Annotated in this window: 14 protein-coding genes and 1 pseudogene; 10 read left to right on the forward strand and 5 right to left on the reverse strand. The window is 71.8% G+C overall.

Translation table 11 applies throughout. The features are described from left to right. Both AB0J09_RS30300 and AB0J09_RS30305 read left to right on the forward strand, forming a co-directional pair. A partial coding sequence (locus AB0J09_RS30300; protein ID WP_360698429.1) for an alpha-L-rhamnosidase C-terminal domain-containing protein occupies positions 1-269 on the forward strand: 269 nt, incomplete at its 5' end. Continuing rightward, a complete protein-coding gene (locus AB0J09_RS30305) occupies positions 269-1,438 on the forward strand; it encodes an SGNH/GDSL hydrolase family protein (RefSeq protein WP_360698431.1) in 1,170 nt (389 codons plus the stop codon). The genes AB0J09_RS30300 and AB0J09_RS30305, both read left to right, overlap by 1 nt. Here AB0J09_RS30305 and AB0J09_RS30310 read toward each other — a convergent pair. After that, positions 1,435-3,153 (reverse strand): acyltransferase, encoded by a 1,719-nt coding sequence (locus AB0J09_RS30310; RefSeq protein ID WP_360698433.1) that lies wholly within the window; start codon positions 3,151-3,153, stop codon positions 1,435-1,437. The two genes, AB0J09_RS30305 and AB0J09_RS30310, sit on opposite strands and share 4 nt — an antisense overlap. A gap of 15 nt (positions 3,154-3,168) precedes the next feature. Next, positions 3,169-6,141 carry a glycoside hydrolase family 2 TIM barrel-domain containing protein gene (locus AB0J09_RS30315; protein ID WP_360698435.1) on the reverse strand — a complete coding sequence of 991 codons (2,973 nt, stop codon included), beginning with the start codon at positions 6,139-6,141 and terminating at the stop codon, positions 3,169-3,171. Between the two features lie 258 nt (positions 6,142-6,399). On the opposite strand from AB0J09_RS30315, the gene AB0J09_RS30320 reads away from it, so the two are divergent. Genes AB0J09_RS30320 through AB0J09_RS30335 form a run of 4 tightly spaced genes read left to right on the forward strand, consistent with a single transcriptional unit; the run spans position 6,400 to position 12,803 of the window. Further along, positions 6,400-7,896 carry an alpha-L-fucosidase gene (locus tag AB0J09_RS30320; RefSeq protein ID WP_360698437.1) on the forward strand — a complete coding sequence of 499 codons (1,497 nt, stop codon included), beginning with the start codon at positions 6,400-6,402 and terminating at the stop codon, positions 7,894-7,896. Between the two features lie 15 nt (positions 7,897-7,911). After that, positions 7,912-10,404: a family 78 glycoside hydrolase catalytic domain gene (locus AB0J09_RS30325; protein ID WP_360698439.1), complete on the forward strand. Its 2,493-nt coding sequence runs from the start codon at positions 7,912-7,914 to the stop codon at positions 10,402-10,404. Continuing rightward, on the forward strand, positions 10,401-11,396 hold the full coding sequence (locus AB0J09_RS30330) for a hypothetical protein (RefSeq protein WP_360698441.1): 996 nt from the start codon (positions 10,401-10,403) through the stop codon (positions 11,394-11,396). Before AB0J09_RS30325 ends, AB0J09_RS30330 begins: the two co-directional genes overlap by 4 nt. Positions 11,397-11,405: 9 nt before the next feature. Next, positions 11,406-12,803, forward strand: coding sequence for a glycoside hydrolase family 28 protein (locus AB0J09_RS30335; protein ID WP_360698443.1), 1,398 nt, complete (start codon positions 11,406-11,408; stop codon positions 12,801-12,803). 4 nt (positions 12,804-12,807) lie between these two features. Here AB0J09_RS30335 and AB0J09_RS30340 read toward each other — a convergent pair whose 3' ends face one another. Together AB0J09_RS30340 and AB0J09_RS30345 are read right to left on the reverse strand one after the other, a co-directional pair. Continuing rightward, positions 12,808-13,464, reverse strand: coding sequence for a response regulator transcription factor (locus tag AB0J09_RS30340; RefSeq protein ID WP_360698445.1), 657 nt, complete (start codon positions 13,462-13,464; stop codon positions 12,808-12,810). Further along, positions 13,461-14,453 carry a sensor histidine kinase gene (locus tag AB0J09_RS30345; RefSeq protein WP_360698446.1) on the reverse strand — a complete coding sequence of 331 codons (993 nt, stop codon included), beginning with the start codon at positions 14,451-14,453 and terminating at the stop codon, positions 13,461-13,463. Before AB0J09_RS30345 ends, AB0J09_RS30340 begins: the two co-directional genes overlap by 4 nt. 322 nt (positions 14,454-14,775) lie before the next feature. On the opposite strand from AB0J09_RS30345, the gene AB0J09_RS30350 reads away from it, so the two are divergent. The 4 genes from AB0J09_RS30350 (at position 14,776) to AB0J09_RS30365 (ending at position 18,133) form a co-directional block, all read left to right on the forward strand. Further along, on the forward strand, positions 14,776-16,062 hold the full coding sequence (locus AB0J09_RS30350; protein ID WP_360698448.1) for an ArsB/NhaD family transporter: 1,287 nt from the start codon (positions 14,776-14,778) through the stop codon (positions 16,060-16,062). 85 nt (positions 16,063-16,147) lie between these two features. Further along, positions 16,148-16,756: a hypothetical protein gene (locus tag AB0J09_RS30355; RefSeq protein WP_360698450.1), complete on the forward strand. Its 609-nt coding sequence runs from the start codon at positions 16,148-16,150 to the stop codon at positions 16,754-16,756. 94 nt (positions 16,757-16,850) lie between these two features. Continuing rightward, positions 16,851-17,393: a hypothetical protein gene (locus tag AB0J09_RS30360; RefSeq protein WP_360698452.1), complete on the forward strand. Its 543-nt coding sequence runs from the start codon at positions 16,851-16,853 to the stop codon at positions 17,391-17,393. A gap of 131 nt (positions 17,394-17,524) precedes the next feature. Further along, complete coding sequence (locus AB0J09_RS30365; RefSeq protein WP_360698454.1) at positions 17,525-18,133, forward strand: hypothetical protein; 609 nt, start codon at positions 17,525-17,527, stop codon at positions 18,131-18,133. A 4-nt stretch (positions 18,134-18,137) separates the two neighbouring features. Here the strand turns inward: AB0J09_RS30365 and AB0J09_RS30370 are convergent. Further along, positions 18,138-18,338: pseudogene (locus AB0J09_RS30370) on the reverse strand (RpiR family transcriptional regulator); the annotation flags it as partial.

Below are 18,338 nucleotides of genomic sequence, written 5' to 3' on the forward strand. Positions count from 1 at the left end.
GGCCGCTGGTCGGGGGCACGCTGCGGTGGGCCTCCGCCGCGTACGACACTCCGCTGGGGCGGCTGGCCAGCCGGTGGGAGGTGGATGGCGACGTGCTGCGGCTGTCAGTACGAATTCCGCCCGGGGCGGTGGCCACCGTGCACGTGCCCACCACGGATCCCGCGTCGGTGCGTGAATCCGGTGAGCCGGTGGCCGGGGTGGGGCAGACCGGCTCGGCCTTGGTGTGCCGGGTGGAGTCCGGCCGGTACTCGTTCACCTCGGCATGGTGATGTCCGGTGGCCGCCCGGTGACCACCTGGGCGGCCGCCGCCGAGGCGCTCGGGGCCCGGCTGCGGGAGGTGACGGTCCGGAACGTGGTGCGCACCTCCGTGGGCGGGACAGGGCTGCGGGTGCGGCTGACCAACGCCTTCGGCAAGCGGGCTGTGACGTTCGGGCGGGTGCGCGTGGGGGTGTCGCGGGCGGGGGCCGCGCTGGAGCCGGGGTCGAACCGGGTGGTGACGTTCGGCGGGTGTGCCGGGGTGACGGTGGCGCCCGGGGAGACGGTGCTCAGCGATCCGGTGGCGGGACGCGTCGGGGCACGGCAGCGGCTCGCGGTGAGCGTGTACGTGCGGGGCGAGTGCGACACGCTGACGGGCCGCAACCGCGCCACGGCCCCGGCCTATCCACCGCTCGGCGCGTGGGAGCCCGCTGTTTCTCCCGCCTACCGGTCCCTCCCCGGTGATCACGCCGCCGACGAGGGCGATGACGCGTACGTCGAGCCCGTCTCGGTCTGGCACTGGCTCGACGCGCTGACGGTGATCGCGCCAGAGCCGGTGCCTGTCGTGGCGGCGCTCGGCGACTCGCTCACCACCGGCGTGGGCTCTGAGACGGGGCACGGCTGGACCGACCTGCTCGCTCACCTCACGGGGCTGGCGGTGGTCAACGAGGGCGTGTCGGGCGGGAAGGTGCTCGCGGCGGGGACCGGCCGTCCGGCGGAGGAGCGGCTGGCCCGCGAGGTGCTGACCAAGCCGGGCATCGGCACCGTGATCCTGCAGGCCGGCGTCAACGACCTCGGCGCGGGCGCACGGGCGGACGACCTCATCGCCGCCTACCGCCGCATGGTGGCCACGGCGCATGCGGACGGGGTCCGCGTGGTCGGCGGGACTATAACGCCGTTCGCGGGCGCCGAGTACCACGCCCCTGAGGGCGAACGGGCCCGGCAGGCGGTCAACGCGTTCATCCGGCAGGGCGACGTGTTCGACGCGGTGGCCGACTTCGACGCCGCGCTCCGCGACCCTGCCGAACCCGCCCGGCTGCTCCCCCGCTACGACAGTGGCGACCACCTGCACCCGAGCACGGCGGGCCACCAGGCGATGGCTGCCGCGATCGACCTGCCGTCGCTGCGACAGGGCGGCCCGGCACACGTCCCCGGACCGCCGTCGTCTCGTCAGCGGCTCTAGCCCGGATACCGGACCGCCGGCTCCGGGCGGTGGATTCCTCGCGGTCGGTAGCCGAGGGCGTCGGAGATCCCGAGGTAGTCGGCCAGCAGCCAGATGATGGCCAGCCACATCTCCGTGCCCTGCAGCCCGGGCGTGCGTGCCGCGCCGCTCCCCCCGCTCAGCGCGAAGCTGAGCCCGGCGCCGTCGTGCCAACCGCCCAGCGCGCGGGCGAGGTGCTCCCTGGCCCACGCCTCGCCCTCTGCCCGGCGGTGCCGGGTCTGCCTGCCCAGCAGCCACAAAGGGTGGATGACGTCGAGCACGTTACAGGCGTTCCCGGTGCCGGCGCCGAAGTAGCGGGGGTCGCGGGCCTGGGTGAGCACGGTGTCCACGGCGCGCTCCGGGTACGGCAACGGCATCCCGAACTGCGCGAACGTGCCCCGGGTGAGCCGGTAGAAGCCGTTGACCACCATCAGCCATCCGGAGTCTGCGTCCGGCTCGCCCCACATGCCGTGGGTCTGGCGGACACGGGTCAGCAACCAGCCGTACAGGGCCTCGACCTCGCCGCGCAGGCCGAAGTCGGCGAAGTTGCGGTAGAGGCCGGTCCCGATCGAGTCGACCACCGAGCCGGACGTCCACGCCTGCCGGTCCCAGTCCAGGCCGTCGAGCAGGGCGGTCAGGTCCTTCGACGCGAGGCCCTGCACGGCCTGGACGGGGTGGCGGAAGGCGGTGCCGAGCAGGTCGAGCGCGTATCCGACGCAGAGCACGTGGTACGCGGTCACGCCTTCCAGCTCCTGGCTCCCGCCGTCCGTGGTCGCCGACTCGGGTGAGCCCGGGGCGCCGATCTCCGGGACGAGGCCGGTGACCGGGTCCTGGCGGTCGCGGAGGAAGGAGACGATCTCCTCGCGGGCCGGGGTCGGGGGCGGGCCGCCGAGCAGCAGGTCGGCGATCTCCACCGCGTCGCACCAGGCCCGCACGGTGGGGTCGGCGCCGGGGCGGTCCACGTACCGCTCGCCGGTCCAGCAGCGCGCCAGCACCGCCTCGGCCTGCTCCCGCGCCCGCCCGGCGAACTCGGCCAGCCGCGCCTCCAGGTCCTCGCCCACGGCGGCACGCGTCCCGCCCGCAGTGGGGCTCGTCCCGCTCGCGGCGGGGAGCGTCTCGCTGCCCGCAGTGGGCCGCGGGGTGCGGCGGTCGCGGATGGGGCGGGCCGGGTTGCCGGCGACCATGGCCCAGGCGGGCACGTCCTTGGTGACGACCGAGCCCGCCCCGATGACCGCGTGGTCGCCGATCGTCACGCCGTCGAGCACGACCACGTTCGAGCCGATCCACACGTCGTCGCCGATCCGGATGCCCTTCGACGTGATCGCCTGGCGGAAGACCGGGCGGTCTGGCGCGGTCCCGTGGTTGAAGCCGAGCAGGGACGTGTGCGCGCCCACCCGCACCGCGTTCCCCAGCACGATGTTCCCCCGCACCACGGCGTACGGGTTGATGGTGCAGTCGTCGCCCATGACGATGTCGTCGGTGACGTACGCGTGGGCCGCGATGTAGCTGTAGTCGCCCATGCGCAGGCTGTCGGCGTACACGGCCGCCAGCGGCGAGACGAACACCTTGCCCGCCACCTCGATGTCGACCCTCGCCCGCAGCGCGTCCATGTGGCGCATCTGGGCGAGGCGGTCCTCCTCGGTCGCCTGATCCCAGAACAGCCACGGGCAGAAGTCGAACTTGGTCGGTTCCGTCATGTGATCAACATCCTCTCAGGCGGTCAACGTCATCGACCAGGAGTAGCACCGGACCGGCAGCCGGTACCGCTCGGGCAGGGCGGGGCCGCAGGAGGCGCTGCCGATGCCCTGCTGGCCGTGGTCCAGGTTCAGCCAGACGCGGCCGGAGTCGCGCAGGTCGTGTGGGCGGCGGGCGGCCTGCAGGTCCTCGCTCGTCCATCGGCGGGCGGTGAAGTCCAGGTGCGGCTCGCCGTCCACGCGCAGGGTCGGCAGCCCCGTGCCCGAGAGCTCCAGCCAGCGGGTCTCGATGTGGTTGCCGTTCTCCTGCGGCACGACGTACGGGGTCTGGAGCGCGTCGATCGGCAGTGCGAACCGGCCGACCCGCGCGGCCGCCCGGCTGTCGGCGTACGACTCGCCCGGCCCGCGGCCGAACCACTCGACGTCGGTGTAGCCGCCGGGCAGGGCGAACCTGGCACCCATGCGCGGCGGGCTCACCTCGAGGTGGCCGTACTTGGTGTCGTCCCAGTCGCCGACGGGCTCGGCCTCGATCCGCAGGTGCAGCGTGCCGTCCTGCCATTGCCAGTTGTGCGTGGTGCGGAAGCCGAGGGACCGGGTGGCCGGGCCGCTGCGGCCGTGGACGACCAGTGTGCGGTCGTCGGGTTGTTCGATGTCACCGGTGCGGTGGAGGAAGCGGTCGAGCCCCACGGCCTCCCAGTCGGCGGCCAGCGCGTTCCTCGGGCCCTGGCCGCGGTCGTTCTCCGTCGGGGCGCGCCACACGTCGAGCACCGGCCCGTCCAGCTCGACGTCGTGGAGCCGGGTCAGCCGCCCGGTCCTCGCGTCGAACACCGCCCCACCCAGCCGCAACCCTCCGCCGGACGCCCCGCCCAGCCGCAGCACTCCGCCGGACGCCCCGCCCAGCCGCAGCACTCCGCCGGCTGCCTGACTCGCCGCGGGCAGCGGGCGGCGGCGCTGGGTGCCATCGCCGAGCCGCGCCTGGCCGAAGGCGACGACATGACCGGCCGGTGCCCAGCGGGCGGCGGTCGCGAGCACCGCCTCGACCGTGATCCACGTCTCGCCGTCCGCCGCGACCGCCACCTCGGGCAGCGGCACCCGTACGGTCTCGCGGGCCCGGCAGCGCGGCACCGGCAGCGCCCCGCCCCCTCCCGCAGGCGAGCCGTCCACCTCCACCCGCCAGTGGAACTCCAGGTGGCCGAGGTCGATCAGGTCGTGCTTGTTGACGATGACGACTTCCCTGGCCACCGCGTCCACCGCGATCCCGACCGGCTCGATGGCTTTGCGCAGCTCCGCCAGGCCGGGCGACGGCGTGCGATCGGGAAACAGGAGCCCGTCCAGGCAGTACCGCCCCCCGTTCGGCTGGTAGTCGATGTCGCCGCCGTGCCGGAAGTACGGGCGGCCGAGCGAGTCGTGTCCCGCCAGCCCGTGGTCGATCCACTCCCACACGAACGCCCCGCAGAACCGCTCGTACGACTCCAGGATCGCCTGGTAGTCGGCCAGCGAGCCGGGTCCGTTGCCCATGGCGTGGGCGTACTCGCACAGCAGGAACGGCAACCCACGGCGGCGCACGTCGTCGGGCGACTCCGCCACCACGCCCTCAGGCGTGTCCTCCTTCCGCTCCCCGATGCGCTCCAGGTCGTCCAGCGACGGGTACATCAGGCTGTAGAAGTCGGAGTGGCGGTAGCTGGGGTCGCGCTCGTAGTGCAGCGCCCTGCTGGGGTCGTGCTCCCGGATCCACTGCTCGATGTCGCCGAACGCCGGCCCGCTCCCGCTCTCGTTGCCCAGGGACCAGATCACCACGCTGGGATGGTTCTTGTCGCGCTGGACCATGCGCCGGGCGCGGTCGAGGAGCGCGTCGCGCCACATCGGCTCCGCCGGCGGGTTGCCCTCCCAGCCCGCGTAGATGAACCCGTGGGTCTCGATGTCGCACTCGTCCACCACCCACAGGCCGTACTCGTCGCAGAGCCGCAGGAACTCCGGGTGCGGCGGGTAGTGGGCGGTGCGGACGGCGTTGACGTTGTGCTGCTTCATCAGCTCGATGTCGCGGATCATGGTGTCGCGGTCGAGCGCGCGGCCGCGCTCGGGGTGGTGCTCGTGCCGGTTGACGCCGCGGAACAGCACCGGCGACCCGTTGATGAGCAGCCGCCCGCCGGCGATCTCGACGGTCCTGAAGCCGATCGGCAGGTCGATCGCCTCGCCGGCGGCCTTCATTGTGCCGCGGTAGAGGCGTGGGTGCTCCGCGCTCCACGGCTCGACGCCGGGGACGGTGACCTCCTCCCCTGTGGCGACGGACAGGCCCAGCTCGGTGATCTCGACCAGGCCGGGGGCGTCGGCGGTGACGCGGAGGGTGCCGGAGCGGTTCGAGGCGTCGTAGGAGGCGTGGACGGTGAAGTCGTCGATGCCGCCTGAGGGGCGGGCCAGCAGCTCCACGTCGCGGAAGATGCCGGGCAGCCACCACATGTCCTGGTCCTCGAGGTAGCTGCCCGACGACCAGCGCTGCACGCGTACGGCGAGCAGGTTGCCGCGCGGGCGGACGAGCCCGGTGACGTCGAACTCGAACGGCAACCTGCTGCCCTTCGAGTGGCCGAGCAGCGAGCCGTTGAGCCACACCGTGCCGCAGGAGTCGACCCCCTGGAAGCGCAGCACGGCCCGGCCCTGGGGCCAGTCAGCGGGCAGGTCGAAGCCGAGACGGTAGTCGCCCGTGGGATTGCCGTCGGGCAGTCTCGGCGGATCGATGGGGAACGGGTAGGCGGTGTTGGTGTAGAGCGGGCGGTCGTACCCCTCCAGCACCCAGTGCGACGGCACGCGGATCGTGTCCCAGCCGGTGTCGTCGAGTGCCGGGTCGGGCAGCGATGGGCCGGTGCCCTCGGCCATGTCCGAGAGGCGGAAGCGCCACCGGCCGTTGAGCGACACCCCCGGCGCGTCGGAGAGGAAGTCCGCGCGCGCCGCCCGCCGCCCGGAGCCCGGCCCGGGGTCTTCGTGGAAATCGACCATCCGCACTGTCCCTCCGAAACCAAAACGTTTTAACCCTAGACGCCAAGATCCGCGCTGACCATCCCCGGGTTCCGCACGCCCCAACCTCCCCAAGGGCAGAGGTGGCGCGCCGCGAGCGGCTGCCCACACCCGCCCCTTTCCTCGAGGGGACCGCAACCACGGGCGGTGGGAGGGCGCCCATCATCCAAGGATGCATTGACATCAGAGGCTGAATAAATATATCATGCGTAAATCGTTTCAATAAGGTAGGTGCGCCCATTGAGCGGGTTTCTGCCGGATTGGGAGTCGTTACGCCGTCACCGCGTTCCCGAGTGGTTCGGGGAGGCCAAGTTCGGCATCTGGTCGCACTGGGGGCCGCAGTCCGTGGCGAGCTCCGGCGACTGGTACGCCCGCCACCTCTACGGCATGCAGCCCTGGTCCGAGCCCTGGGAGCGGCGAAGGGCCGAGCGCCAGCACGCCCACCACCGCGAACGCTTCGGCAGGGGCGGCGCGAAGGACCTCTTCCCCCGCTGGCGGGCCGAGCGCTTCGACCCCGAAGAGCTGATCGGCCTGTACGTCTCCAGCGGCGCCCGCTACTTCGTCGCCCTGGCCGCCCACTGCGACAACTTCGACCTGTGGGACTCGAAGCAGCACGCCTGGAACGCCGCCCGCATCGGCCCGCAGCGCGACATCGTCGGCGCGTGGGAACGGGCGGCCCGCGCGGCCGGGCTGCCGTTCGGGCTGAGCTTCCACGACAACTGGACGTGGCGCTGGCTCGACGTCGCCCACGGCGCGGACCCGGCGACCGGCGAGCCGCACGACGGCGCGCTGACCAGGCACGACGGCACGGGCACCTGGTGGGAGGGCCTGGACCCGGCCGAGCTCTACCCCGAGAAGCACGCGCCGGGAGCCAAGCCGCCGCCACAGGTGGCGGACCGGTTCTACGCCCGCGTCCGCGAGGCGCTCGACCGCTACCGCCCCGACCTGGTCTACCTCGACGACGGCCGCCTGCCGTTCGACGCGGGCAGCGTGGTCGAGTCGGACCCGGTCAGCACGCGAGGGCTCGAGCTGCTCGCCCACTACTACGACACCTGCCCGACCGGCGGACTCGTGACCATCAAGGACGTCCCCGACGCCGACCGCACAGCCGCCGTGCTCGACTGCGAGCGCCGCCAGCTCGACGACGCCCAGCCCCATCCCTGGCAGTTCGACACCAGCGACGGCGAGTGGTTCGACTGCTCCGACGACGACCCGATGTTCCACCCGCGCAAGAACTCGCAGCAGATCATCCACACGCTGATCGACGTGGTCAGCAAGAACGGCTGCCTGCTGCTCAACGTCCCTCAGCGCGCCGACGGCACCGTGGACGGCCAGGCCCGCGCCCTGCTGAGCGAGGTGGGCGACTGGCTGAGGGTGTGCGGCGAAGGCGTGTACGGCACGACGCCCTGGCTGCGTCCCGCCGAGGGCGCGACGGGCATGGGCGACACCAAGGGCTACGAGGGCTACAACGAGGCCGACCGCGCCTACCTGCCGAGCGACATCCGCTTCACCAGGCGCGGCGACACGGTGTACGCCACCCTGCTCGCCTGGCCGGAGGACCGGACCGCCGCGATCAACAGCCTGGGCACCCGCGAGGGGCTGCTGAAAGGCCGCCCGGCCAAGGTCGAGCTCCTCGGCCACGGTCCGCTCACCTGGCGGCTGGCCGAGGAGGCGCTCTACGCCGACCTGCCCCCGGACCCGCCCACGAAGGCCGCGTACATGATCAAGATCACCTGACTTGGAGCCCACGCCATGGTGACGAACCTGCGAACGTGCGACCTGACCGACCCCCTCGGCATCGAGATCACCCGCCCGACACTCAGCTGGCAGCTAACCGGCGCCACGACGCAGACCGGTTATCACGTACAGGTCGAGCCTGGCTTATGGGACAGCGGCGAGGTCAGCGGTCCGGAGCAGAGAGTGGTGTACGGCGGCCGGCCGCTGACCAGCCGCACGGCCGCGCGCTGGCGCGTGCGGATCCGCGACGCGAGCGGCGAATGGTCCGGTTGGAGCCCGACCGCGCGCTTCGAGCTGGGGCTGCTGAGCCCGGACGACTGGACGGCCTCGTGGATCACCCACCCCGACTGGTACGACGAGGGCAACCCGCGCGCGGGAGAGGGCAGGCCGCTCCCGCTGCTCGAAGGCGAGTTCACCCTGGCCAAGCCGGTCGCCCGCGCCCGGCTCCACGTCGCGGGACTCGGCGTCTGCGTCGCGTCGGTCAATGGCGCGCCGGTGACCGACGCCGTGCTGGAGCCGCCGTACACGGACTTCACCAGGCGGGTCGTGTACGCCACGCACGACGTGACGGAGCTGCTGCGCGACGGCGGGAACACGATCGGCGTCGAGCTGGGCCCCGGGATCGCGCACGTGTTCCCGCATCAGGACCGGTACATGAAGTTCTTCGGCTCCAAGCAGGCCCCGATGGCGATCGCCCAGCTCGAGGTGGACTACGCCGACGGCTCGGACGACCGGTTCGTCACGGGCGCGGACTGGCGGGCCGCCGAGGGCCCGACCGTGCGCTCGCACTGGTACGGCGGCGAGGACCACGACGCCCGGCGCACCGCCGCCGAGTGGCGCCCCGTGACCGTCAGGCCCGACCCGACGGACATCCTGCGGTCGCGGGCCTGCCCGCCCATCAGGGTCACCGAGCGGCTGCCCGCGAGCGCCAAGCTCGTCGCCACCGACGGCACGCCGGTCTTCGACGTCGGCACGGTGGTCGCCGGCTGGGCCGAGCTGAGCCTGGACCTCCCGGCCGGGCGCTACCTGCGGCTCGTGCCCGGCGACCAGCTCGACGCGTACGGCCGCGTGGTGCAGTCGAAGCCCACGACCGGCGCGCCGATCTTCAACACGTACGTGACCAAGGACGGGCCGCAGACCTGGCACCCGCGCTTCCGCTACGACGGCTTCCGCTACGTCGAGGTCCAGGGCCTGCCCGAGCACGTCGGCAAGGACGCCGTGACGGCGCTCGTGCTGCGGGCCGACAACACCCCCACCGGCGCCTTCGAGACCTCGAACGCCCTGGTCAACGACGTCCACAAGATCATTGACCGGGCGGTGCGGGGCAACATGTACAGCGTGCTCACCGACTGCCCGCACCGGGAGAAGCTGGGCTGGCTGGAGCAGACCCACCTGCTCTTCGACGTCGTGGCCTACAACTACGACGTCGCCGCCTACTACCGCGAGCTGCTGGTCACCATCGCCGAGGCGCAGACCGGCGAGGGGCTGGTGCCGGACATCGCGCCGGAGTTCCTGGTGTTCGACCCCCCGTTCAGGGACGACCCCAACTGGGGCGGCGCGATCGTCCGCATCCCCTGGCAGCTCTACCGCTGGTACGGCGACAGGTCCGCGATGGAGACGCACTACGACGCGATGCGCCGCTACGTCGACTACCTCACGGGCAAGGCCAAGGACGGCATCCTGGACTACGGGCTGGGCGACTGGATCGGCCTGGACCCCTCGACCCCCGTACCCCTGGTCTCCACCTGGGGCTACTGGCGGGCCGCGCACACGATGGCCCGCGTGGCCGGGGTGCTGGGCCGCGACGACGACGCCAAGCGCTACCGCGCCCTGACCGAGCAGATCACCGCCGCCTTCGCGGGCTCCTTCGCCGAGAGCCGCAGCCAGGCGTCGGAGATCCTCGCATTCGACATGGGCGTCCTCACCGACGAGCCCGCGCTGGACCGGATCTCCGAGGCGGTGGCGGGCGGCGGCATCACGGTCGGCGAGATCGCGCTGCCCGCGCTGTTCCGGGTGCTCGGCCACGCGGGACGACATGACGCGCTGTGGGAGTTCGCCACGTCGACGAGCCACCCCAGCTACGGCTACCAGGTGCGGCACGGCGCCACCGCGCTCACGGAGGCCTGGGACGGGCCGACGAGAGGGCTGTCGCAGAACCACTACATGCTGGGCGCGATCGACGCCTGGTTCTACCGCGGCCTCGGGGGCATCGGCCAGGCGCCCGGGTCGAACGGCTTCCGCAAGCTGCTGATCGAGCCCGCCACGCCCGGCGACCTGGAGTCGGTGCGGGCGAGCACCGGGACGCCCTACGGAAAGGTCGCGGTGTCCTGGACGCGCGGGGACGGGGAGTTCGCTCTCGACGTGGAGGTCCCGCCGGGCTCGTCGGCGGAGGTGCGCCTGCCGGATCTGGGGCTCGCGCAGCACGCCGTGCCTGATGAGGCGGTCCCGCTGGGGGGCCGCGCCTATGAGGTGCCCGCCGGGCAGTGGGCCTTCAGGGCGGGCCGATGATCGACGTGTACGACGCCGCGCGCGTCAGGACGCCGCACAAGGCGGGGCGGCTGCTGGTCGGGCCGTCGCGGGAGCCGGGCAGGTTCGACAGCCTCTTCGTGGACTGCCCCTTCGTGTGCTCGGACGGCGGCGAGTACCTCATGACGTACGTCGGCTTCGACGGGACCGGCTACCAGACCGCGCTGAGCCGCTCGGCCGACCTCGTGTCGTGGACTCCCGGGGAGGTGATCCTGCCGCGCGACCCCGGCCACCCGTACCGGGGCTACAACGCGGCGCTCACCTCGATCGTCCGGGACAACCGCCTCGACTCCCCCGGCCAGGTGACCTGGCGGGACGGCCGGACGGTCGGCACGTACCACGCCTATCCGGAGCCCGGCATGGAGATGGGCGCGGCGGTCATCGGGTTCTGCGTCAGCGACGACCTGCGTACCTGGAAGGACACCGGGTCGGTGCTGCGCCCGCAGGACGGCGGCGCGTGGGAGCGCGGCGGCCTCTACAAGTCGTGGCTGCTCCGCCACGACGGCCTCTACTACTGCTTCTACAACGCCAAGAACCGCACCTACGACGGCTGGCGCGAGCAGATCGGCTACGCCGTCTCGCCCGACCTCGAGCACTGGGAGCGCCCGAACCCGGGACCGGTCGTGCCACACGGCGGCGAGGGCGACTTCGACGAGCGCTTCGCCTCCGACCCGTGCGTGCTGCGGGACGGCGACTGGTGGGTGATGTTCTACTTCGGGCTCTCCTTCGACGGGCACGCCCGCGAGAGCTACGCCGTCTCCCGTGACCTGCGGACCTGGCACAAGAGCGGCGAGGTCCTCATCGACGTGGGGCCGCCCGGCTCGGCCGACGACACCTACGCGCACAAGCCCGCGCTCGTCTCCCGCGACGGCCGCCCCCACCACTTCTACACGGCGGTACGCCGGGTCGAGCCGTACCAGGTCGGCGCGCACACCCTGGTCGAACAGCGCGGCATCTCGATGGCGCACGGATAGGAGGACACGATGGACAGGTCCCGCAGGAGGTTCCTGGCAGCGGCGGCCGGCGCCGTGCTTGCGCCGCAGCTGATCGGCCGGGCGGAGGCGGCCACCGTCTCGGACCCCGGCGCCTCGGCCTGGGCCAGGGTGCCGCAGATCAGGCGGCGCATCCGGCCGCCCCGCTTCCCCCGCCGCACCTTTCCCGTCACCGACCACGGGGCGGTCGGCGACGGCGCCTCGATGTGCACCGACGCCTTCAAGCAGGCCATCGCGGCCTGCACCGCGGCGGGCGGCGGGCGGGTGCTCGTGCCTGCGGGAACGTACCTCACCGGTGCGATCCACCTGGCCGACAACGTCGAGTTGCACCTGGAAGAGGGCGCGACGATCACGTTCAGCCGGAACCCGGCCGACTACCTGCCGGTCGTGTACACCCGCTATGAGGGTGTCGAGCTGATGAACTACTCCCCGTTCGTCTACGCCTACGACCGGACGAACGTCGCGATCACCGGCAGCGGCACGATCGACGGCCAGGCCGACGCCACGCACTGGTGGGACTGGTCGGGCGACCCGCCGCCGGCCGAGAAGCCCGACAAGAACCTGCTCGCGGCCATGGCCGAGCAGGGCGTGCCGGTGGCGGAGCGGGTGTTCGGCGAGGGCCACTACCTGCGCCCGAACCTGATCCAGCTCTACCGGTGCCGCAACGTCCTCATCGAGGGCGTGACGGTCAAGGACTCCCCCATGTGGAACATCCACCCGGTCCTGTGCACCAACGTGACCATCCGCGAGGTCACCGTGGACAGCCCGAACGGCCCCAACAACGACGGCTGCGACCCCGAGTCTTGCGTGGACGTGCTCATCGAGCGGTGCGAGTTCAACACCGGAGACGACTGCGTGGCGATCAAGGCCGGCAAGAACGCCGACGGCCGCCGGGTGAACGCGCCTTCCGAGAATGTTCTCGTCGACTCCTGCGTGATGCGCGACGGCAACGGCGGCGTGACCATCGGCAGCGAGACCACCGGCGGCGTGCGCTGGGTCTTCGCCTGGAACTGCACGATGAGCAGCCCCAACCTGGAACGCGCGATCCGTATCAAGACCAACCCCGACCGCGGCGGCTACGTCAGGGACGTCTACTTCAGAGACATCACGGTGGCGCAGGCGGCCGACTCGGTGATCGAGGTGGCGCTGAACTACGAGAACAAGGACACCGGCCCCTACTACCCCGACGTGGGCGCCATCGACGTCCGCCGCCTGCGGGCCGGGCGCGCGCCCAGGGCGTTCTACCTGATCGGCAACCCGGCCAACCCCGTCAGGGGCGTCCGGGTGACGGACAGCGTGTTCGAGGAGATGACCGAGGACGACGTCGTACGCGACGTGACCGACCTGGTCCTGCGCGACGTGTGGATCAACGGCCACCGCGCAAGCTGATGTCCTAGGGCTCCACGAGGCCCGCGCGGATGGCGTAGCGGGTCAGGTCGAGCCGGTCGCGCATGCCGAGCTTCTGCAGGATGTTCGCCCGGTGCCGGTCCACGGTCTTCACGCTGATGACGAGCGTCTCCGCGATCTCCTTGGCCGAGTTGCCCTCCGCGATCAGCTTGACGATCTCCTCCTCCCTGGGCGTCAGGATGCTCTCGGGCATGCGCTCGCCCTCACGCGAGCGCTGCAGGTAGTCGCGGATGAGCGCGGTGACCGCGCCCGGGTAGAGGAACGGCTCGCCACGCATGGTCGCCCGGCACGCCTCCAGCAGGTCCTGGTCGGCGACCGACTTGAGCACGTACCCCGAGGCGCCGACCTTGAGCGACTCGAAGAAGTACTGCTCGTTGTCGTACATCGACAGGATCAGGATGCGGATGCCGGGCGCGCGGCGGGAGATCTCGCGGGCCGCCTGGAGGCCGGTCATGCGGGGCATCGCTATGTCAAGGATGGCCAGGTCCACTGCGTCCTCGGAGGCGGCCGCGACGGCCTCGGCGCCGTCGGCGGCCTCGGCGACCACCTCCAGGTCGGGCTCGGCGTCGAGGATCATCCTCAGGCCCCTGCGCACCAGCGCGTGGTCGTCGGCCAGCAGGATCCGGGTCTTGGCAGTACTCACCAGGTCGGGCTCCGATCGTTCGGGATGGTCAGGAAAACGCGGGTGCCTTCCCCTGGCGGGGAATCGACGGTCAGGCGGGCGCCGATGAGGAGGGCGCGCTCGCGCATGCCGCGGATCCCGGCCCCGTCCTGGCGTGCGCCGCCCCTGCCGTCGTCGGTGACGCGCAGGGTCAGCCGGCCGTCCTCCGTGGCCAGCGACAGCTCGGCGCGGGTGGCGTGGGCGTGCCTGGCGATGTTCGTGAGGCTCTCCTGGGCGATCCGGTACAGCACCAGCTCGACGTCCGCGCCCAGCTCGGGCAGGTCGTGCTGGACCGAGCGGGCCACCTGAACCCCGCTCATCTGGGAGACGTCGCTGCTCAGAGCGCTCAAAGCGGCGTGCAGCCCGAGGTCTTCCAGTACGCCGGGACGTAGCCGGCGGGCCACCTGCCGGACCTCGTCGAGGCTGGCGCGGACGGTCTCCTGCACGCCGTGCAGATCCTCCTTGAGCTCGGCCGGGGCGCGGTCGACCACCCGCTTCAGCCCGAGGAGCACCACGGTGAGGCTCTGGCCGATCTCGTCGTGCAGCTCGCGGGCGATGCGCCGGCGCTCGCCCTCCTGGGCGGCCAGGGCGTGGCCGCTGCTCGCGCTGCGCTCGGCTTCGAGGCGGTCGAGCATCGCGTTGAACGTGCCGATCACGTGGGTGAGGTCGCTGTTGCCGCTGTCGGCCAGCCGGTCGCCGGTACGCAGCAGGTCGACGCGCTGCATGAGCGTGGTCAGCGCGTCCAGCGGGGCCAGGCTGCGGCGCAGGAGGATCGCGTTGGCGGCGAGCATCAGGGCCAGGCCCACCACCAGCACCGGCACCTCGGCGAGGACGACGGGTGCGGAGACCGTGGCGGGGGAGATCACGAGCACGAGCGTGGCCACCGCGAACACCAGACCATTGATCACGAACAGCCGCCGGAACAGCGCCCGCGCCGGGCTACTGGTCGTCCTCTTCGCCACGTCGGTCATTTCACCAGCCTCTTTGTCCCCAGGTGCGGTTGTCCATCCGGCCTGACCCCCATCCTGCGGGACGGCCCTACATGCTCTGTCCCTCCATAGATGGGTGCTGGACCCGATGGCGCCGGTCACGGCCGGGTGACGAGACTGGGGCGGAGCCGCCGCCCGTTCGAAGGAGCACCTCGATGCGGCGCGCGCGACGAGGCGATCATCCTGGAGCGGCGGCTCACCAGCCAGAAACCGTTCCGACTCCGGAGGTCATCGTCGTGTGCCGCAAATCCCACCTTGTGCCCTCATGCCCCGCCGGCCAGTCCGGGCCGCCGGGGCGTGACGGATGAGTGCTGTCGCCGCCCTCGCGATCTTCCTGGTCGCGTTCTTCTTCATCGCCACCGAGAAGGCCGACAAGGTCAAGGTGGTGCTCATAGCCGCCGGGCTGATGACCGTCCTCGGCCTGATCCCCGGCGCCGACGTGTTCTTCTCGGAGCACGAAGGCATCGACTGGAACGTCATCTTCCTGCTGCTCGGCATGATGATCATCGTCGGGGTCATCAAGCAGACGGGGGTCTTCGACTACCTCGCCATCTGGGCCGCCAAGCGGTCGCAGGGCCGGCCGTACCGGCTGATGGTCATGCTGATGGCGATCACCGCCGTGGCCTCGCCCTTCCTCGACAACGTCACCACGATCATGCTGGTCGCGCCGGTCACCGTCATGGTGTGCGACCGGCTGCGCATGCCCGCCCAGCCGTACATCATCGCGGAGGTCCTCGCCTCCAACATCGGCGGCGCCGCGACGCTCATCGGCGACCCGCCCAACATCATCATCGGCAGCCGGGCGGGGCTGACGTTCAACGACTTCCTGGTCCACATGGCGCCCGTCGTGGTGGTCATCTTCGTCGTGTTCGTGCTGCTCACGCGGGTGCTGTTCCGCCGCTCGTTCCACTACGACGCCGAGCACGCCGCCGAGGTCATGACGCTGGACGAGCGGCGGGCCATCACCGACCCGCGACTGCTCGCGCGCTGCCTGCTGGTCCTGGGCGGGGTCATCGCCGGGTTCGGCCTGCACGCGGTGGCGCACGTGGAGCCGTCGATCGTGGCCCTGGTCGGGGCCGGGGTGATGCTGCTGGTGTCCCGCGCGGAGGTCTCCGAGGTGCTGCGCGAGGTGGAGTGGCCCACGCTGGTGTTCTTCATGGGACTCTTCGTCATGGTCGGGGGCCTGGTCCACACCGGGGTCATCACGGCCATCGGCACGTGGGCCCTGGACGCGCTCGGCGACGACTACTTCGTCGCGGCCACCGCGCTGCTGTTCGGCTCCGGCGTGCTGGGCGCCTTCTTCGACAACATCCCCTACGTCGCCACGACCGCGCCCATCGTGGAAGGCGTGGTGGCCCAGGCCCCGGACCCGCAGACCGGGCAGGCGCTGTGGTGGGCGTTCGCGCTGGGGGCGGACTTCGGCGGCAACGGCACGGCGGTGGCGGCCAGCGCGAACGTGGTGGCCCTCGGCATCGCCGCGCGCACCGGACACAAGATCACCTTCTGGCAGTTCACCCGGTACGGCGCCGTCGTGACCGCCCTGAGCACCCTGATGGCGTGGGGGTACGTCTGGCTGCGCTACTTCGCCTGACGGAGCAGGTCACGGGGGCGGATCAGGGGAAAGTCAGGGGCGATCACCGATGAGCGCCCCCGGCGCCGGGAGGCATCGTGGTCTCATGAACCGCCTCACCCAGATCTCCTTCACCGCCGCGCCCGCCGCGCTGCTCGGCGGCTGGCTCCTCATGCGGCCCACGGGCGCCGACATCGCGGGCGGCCCGTGGTGGACGGCCGCGTATGTCGCCTGCCTGGCCGGGTTCCTGATGTTCGGCGTCATGACGCTGGGGCTGCGCGGCATGGCCGGGCCGGTGAGGGGCGGTCGCCGCGTGGCGGTGGAGGCGGCCACGGGGGTGGCGCTGCTGAGCCTGGCCGCCGCCGTCGTGCGGCTGGGGATCGACCTCTACGCCGGGCTCGGAGGCGACCAGGGCGCGGGGTTCGAGGCGATCGTCTACGGGACCGCGGCGCAGGTGTTCTTCGGCGCCCTGGTGGCGCTGGCGGTCATCCTGGCCGCGCTGCGGCGGGTCACGGTCGTGAGCGCGGCCGTGACGACCCTGGGCATGGTGGTGCTGGCCGTCGGGATGTACCGGACGGGCAGGGAGGCGGCCCTGGCCGCCGTGGGCATCGCGCTCATGTGGCTGGGCACGCTGCTGCTGGGCCGGGGGACGTCCGGCCAGGCCCCGCGGTTGGGGCAGGGCGTCGGCTCCCCCGAGGTCAGAGCCGGACGCTGAAGAGCACGGCCGGCACGATCGACACGGGCCTGGGGTGGGTACGTAAACCACGATTTCTCCCGAACCCTGACACACGCGAAGGAAGTGGTTCTCCGTGCTCTACCTCTTCGGTTTCGAGCGGATCGGCGTGGCCGTGAGCGACATCTACTTCGTCGACCCCAACCCGAACTCGGGCCAGGAGGGAGCCGAGCGAGGCGTGCGCCTGGAGCTGCGCAGCCTTGAGCCGGGCGAGCTGAAGGGGTCGATCTACTCGGCGCGGCCCATCACCGTCGACCGGCCCCTCTGGCGGGTCGACCTGCTGGAGTCGGTCTCCGGCACGCCGGGGAGCTTCGACCGCACCCACCATCACCCCACTCTGCGCGAGTGGGAGCCGGGTGAGCGGGTGTTCGACGAGCAGCTTTCCGCCGAGCCGCTGAAGTGGCTGGAGGAACGACTGGCCGACCTCGAAGGCGTGCTCGACGAGGCCGGGTTGGACCGCGGCGAGGCGAGCCCGGCGGACGTGGCGGGACTGCGCGAGCGCGCTCCGGAGATCGTCGACGCCGTCAGCCGTCTGCTCGACGGCGTCCGCTCCGGCGCCCTCGCCACCCCGCCGAGCGACGCGCCGGGGGCCGGCAGCGTCCGGGCCAGCTGGCTCTAGCCACAGCCGTTCGCGGGCAGCGTCCGCCGGGCCGGGTCGCCCGCCAGAACTCATCGCATGAGTAACGCGAAGGCGGCATCGGTGGATGTTCTCGGTGATTGGCGCGGACTTCCAGACAGGCGGTTTGGAACGTGACAGCTCCCCCTGTTGAGCCGAAGAAAGACCACCGAGCTCAGATCATCGTCGCGATCATCGGTGCCTGCGCCGCGATCATCGCCGCGCTGATCCCGGTCGTGCTCATGCAGGCGAACAAGCCCGACGACAAGCCCACCACCAGCCCGCCGCCCGCGACCACCACGACGGCCGCGCCCCCGCACTCCACATCCAGCCAGTCTGAGACAGCCGAGCCGGTCGGCGAGAGTTCGCCGGACGAATCGGTCTCCGTACCCGAGGACTACCAGGGCACCTGGAGCGGCAGGATCGACTGGCTGGTCCCCGGCTGGGGCTCCTACAACACCACGCTGACCATCACGTCGGGCTCGCTGACGGCGATGGTGGGCCAGTTCAACACGAACGGCGGCCAGTGCAGGGGCCTGCTCTACCTGGAGTCCGGCGGCGGCCCGGTGGTGCTGCGGCTGTCGACCACGTACAACGTCGGCTCCTGCTCGGTCCTGGCGGACGTGAAGCTGACGCTGAACGGGGACGACGAGATGGACTACGAGCTCGTCGGCGCCCAGTTCGTCAACGGGTACGTCAATCAGCCCTCGCCCCCGGCCCGGGGCGTGTTGCGGAGCGAATGACCGCTCACGCCTGGGGACCGGTGGGGCGGCGGTGCAGGAGGCCGAAGCGCGTCCACATGGACTCCGCCGCTTCGATGGAAGCCCCCGTACGGGCCGGGTCCATGGCCGCGAGGTGGGTGACCAGGGCCTGGGCGACCGCCATGCCCGCCGTCAGAGACGGGAAGAACGCCTCCCCCCCCGCCGGCACGATCACCACCGCCTCCGC

It is taken from the genome of Nonomuraea sp. NPDC049784 (genome assembly GCF_040659615.1).
Lineage (GTDB): Bacteria > Actinomycetota > Actinomycetes > Streptosporangiales > Streptosporangiaceae > Nonomuraea.

Bases quoted from the DNA above. Each gene is read 5' to 3' on its own strand.
- AB0J09_RS30305 (WP_360698431.1), top strand. From the start codon at position 269: ATGTCCGGTGGCCGCCCGGTGACCACCTGGGCGGCCGCCGCCGAGGCG.
- AB0J09_RS30310 (WP_360698433.1), bottom strand. From the start codon at position 3,153: ATGACGGAACCGACCAAGTTCGACTTCTGCCCGTGGCTGTTCTGGGAT.
- AB0J09_RS30315 (WP_360698435.1), bottom strand. From the start codon at position 6,141: ATGGTCGATTTCCACGAAGACCCCGGGCCGGGCTCCGGGCGGCGGGCG.
- AB0J09_RS30325 (WP_360698439.1), top strand. From the start codon at position 7,912: ATGGTGACGAACCTGCGAACGTGCGACCTGACCGACCCCCTCGGCATC.
- AB0J09_RS30330 (WP_360698441.1), top strand. From the start codon at position 10,401: ATGATCGACGTGTACGACGCCGCGCGCGTCAGGACGCCGCACAAGGCG.
- AB0J09_RS30335 (WP_360698443.1), top strand. From the start codon at position 11,406: ATGGACAGGTCCCGCAGGAGGTTCCTGGCAGCGGCGGCCGGCGCCGTG.
- AB0J09_RS30345 (WP_360698446.1), bottom strand. From the start codon at position 14,453: ATGACCGACGTGGCGAAGAGGACGACCAGTAGCCCGGCGCGGGCGCTG.
- AB0J09_RS30350 (WP_360698448.1), top strand. From the start codon at position 14,776: ATGAGTGCTGTCGCCGCCCTCGCGATCTTCCTGGTCGCGTTCTTCTTC.
- AB0J09_RS30355 (WP_360698450.1), top strand. From the start codon at position 16,148: ATGAACCGCCTCACCCAGATCTCCTTCACCGCCGCGCCCGCCGCGCTG.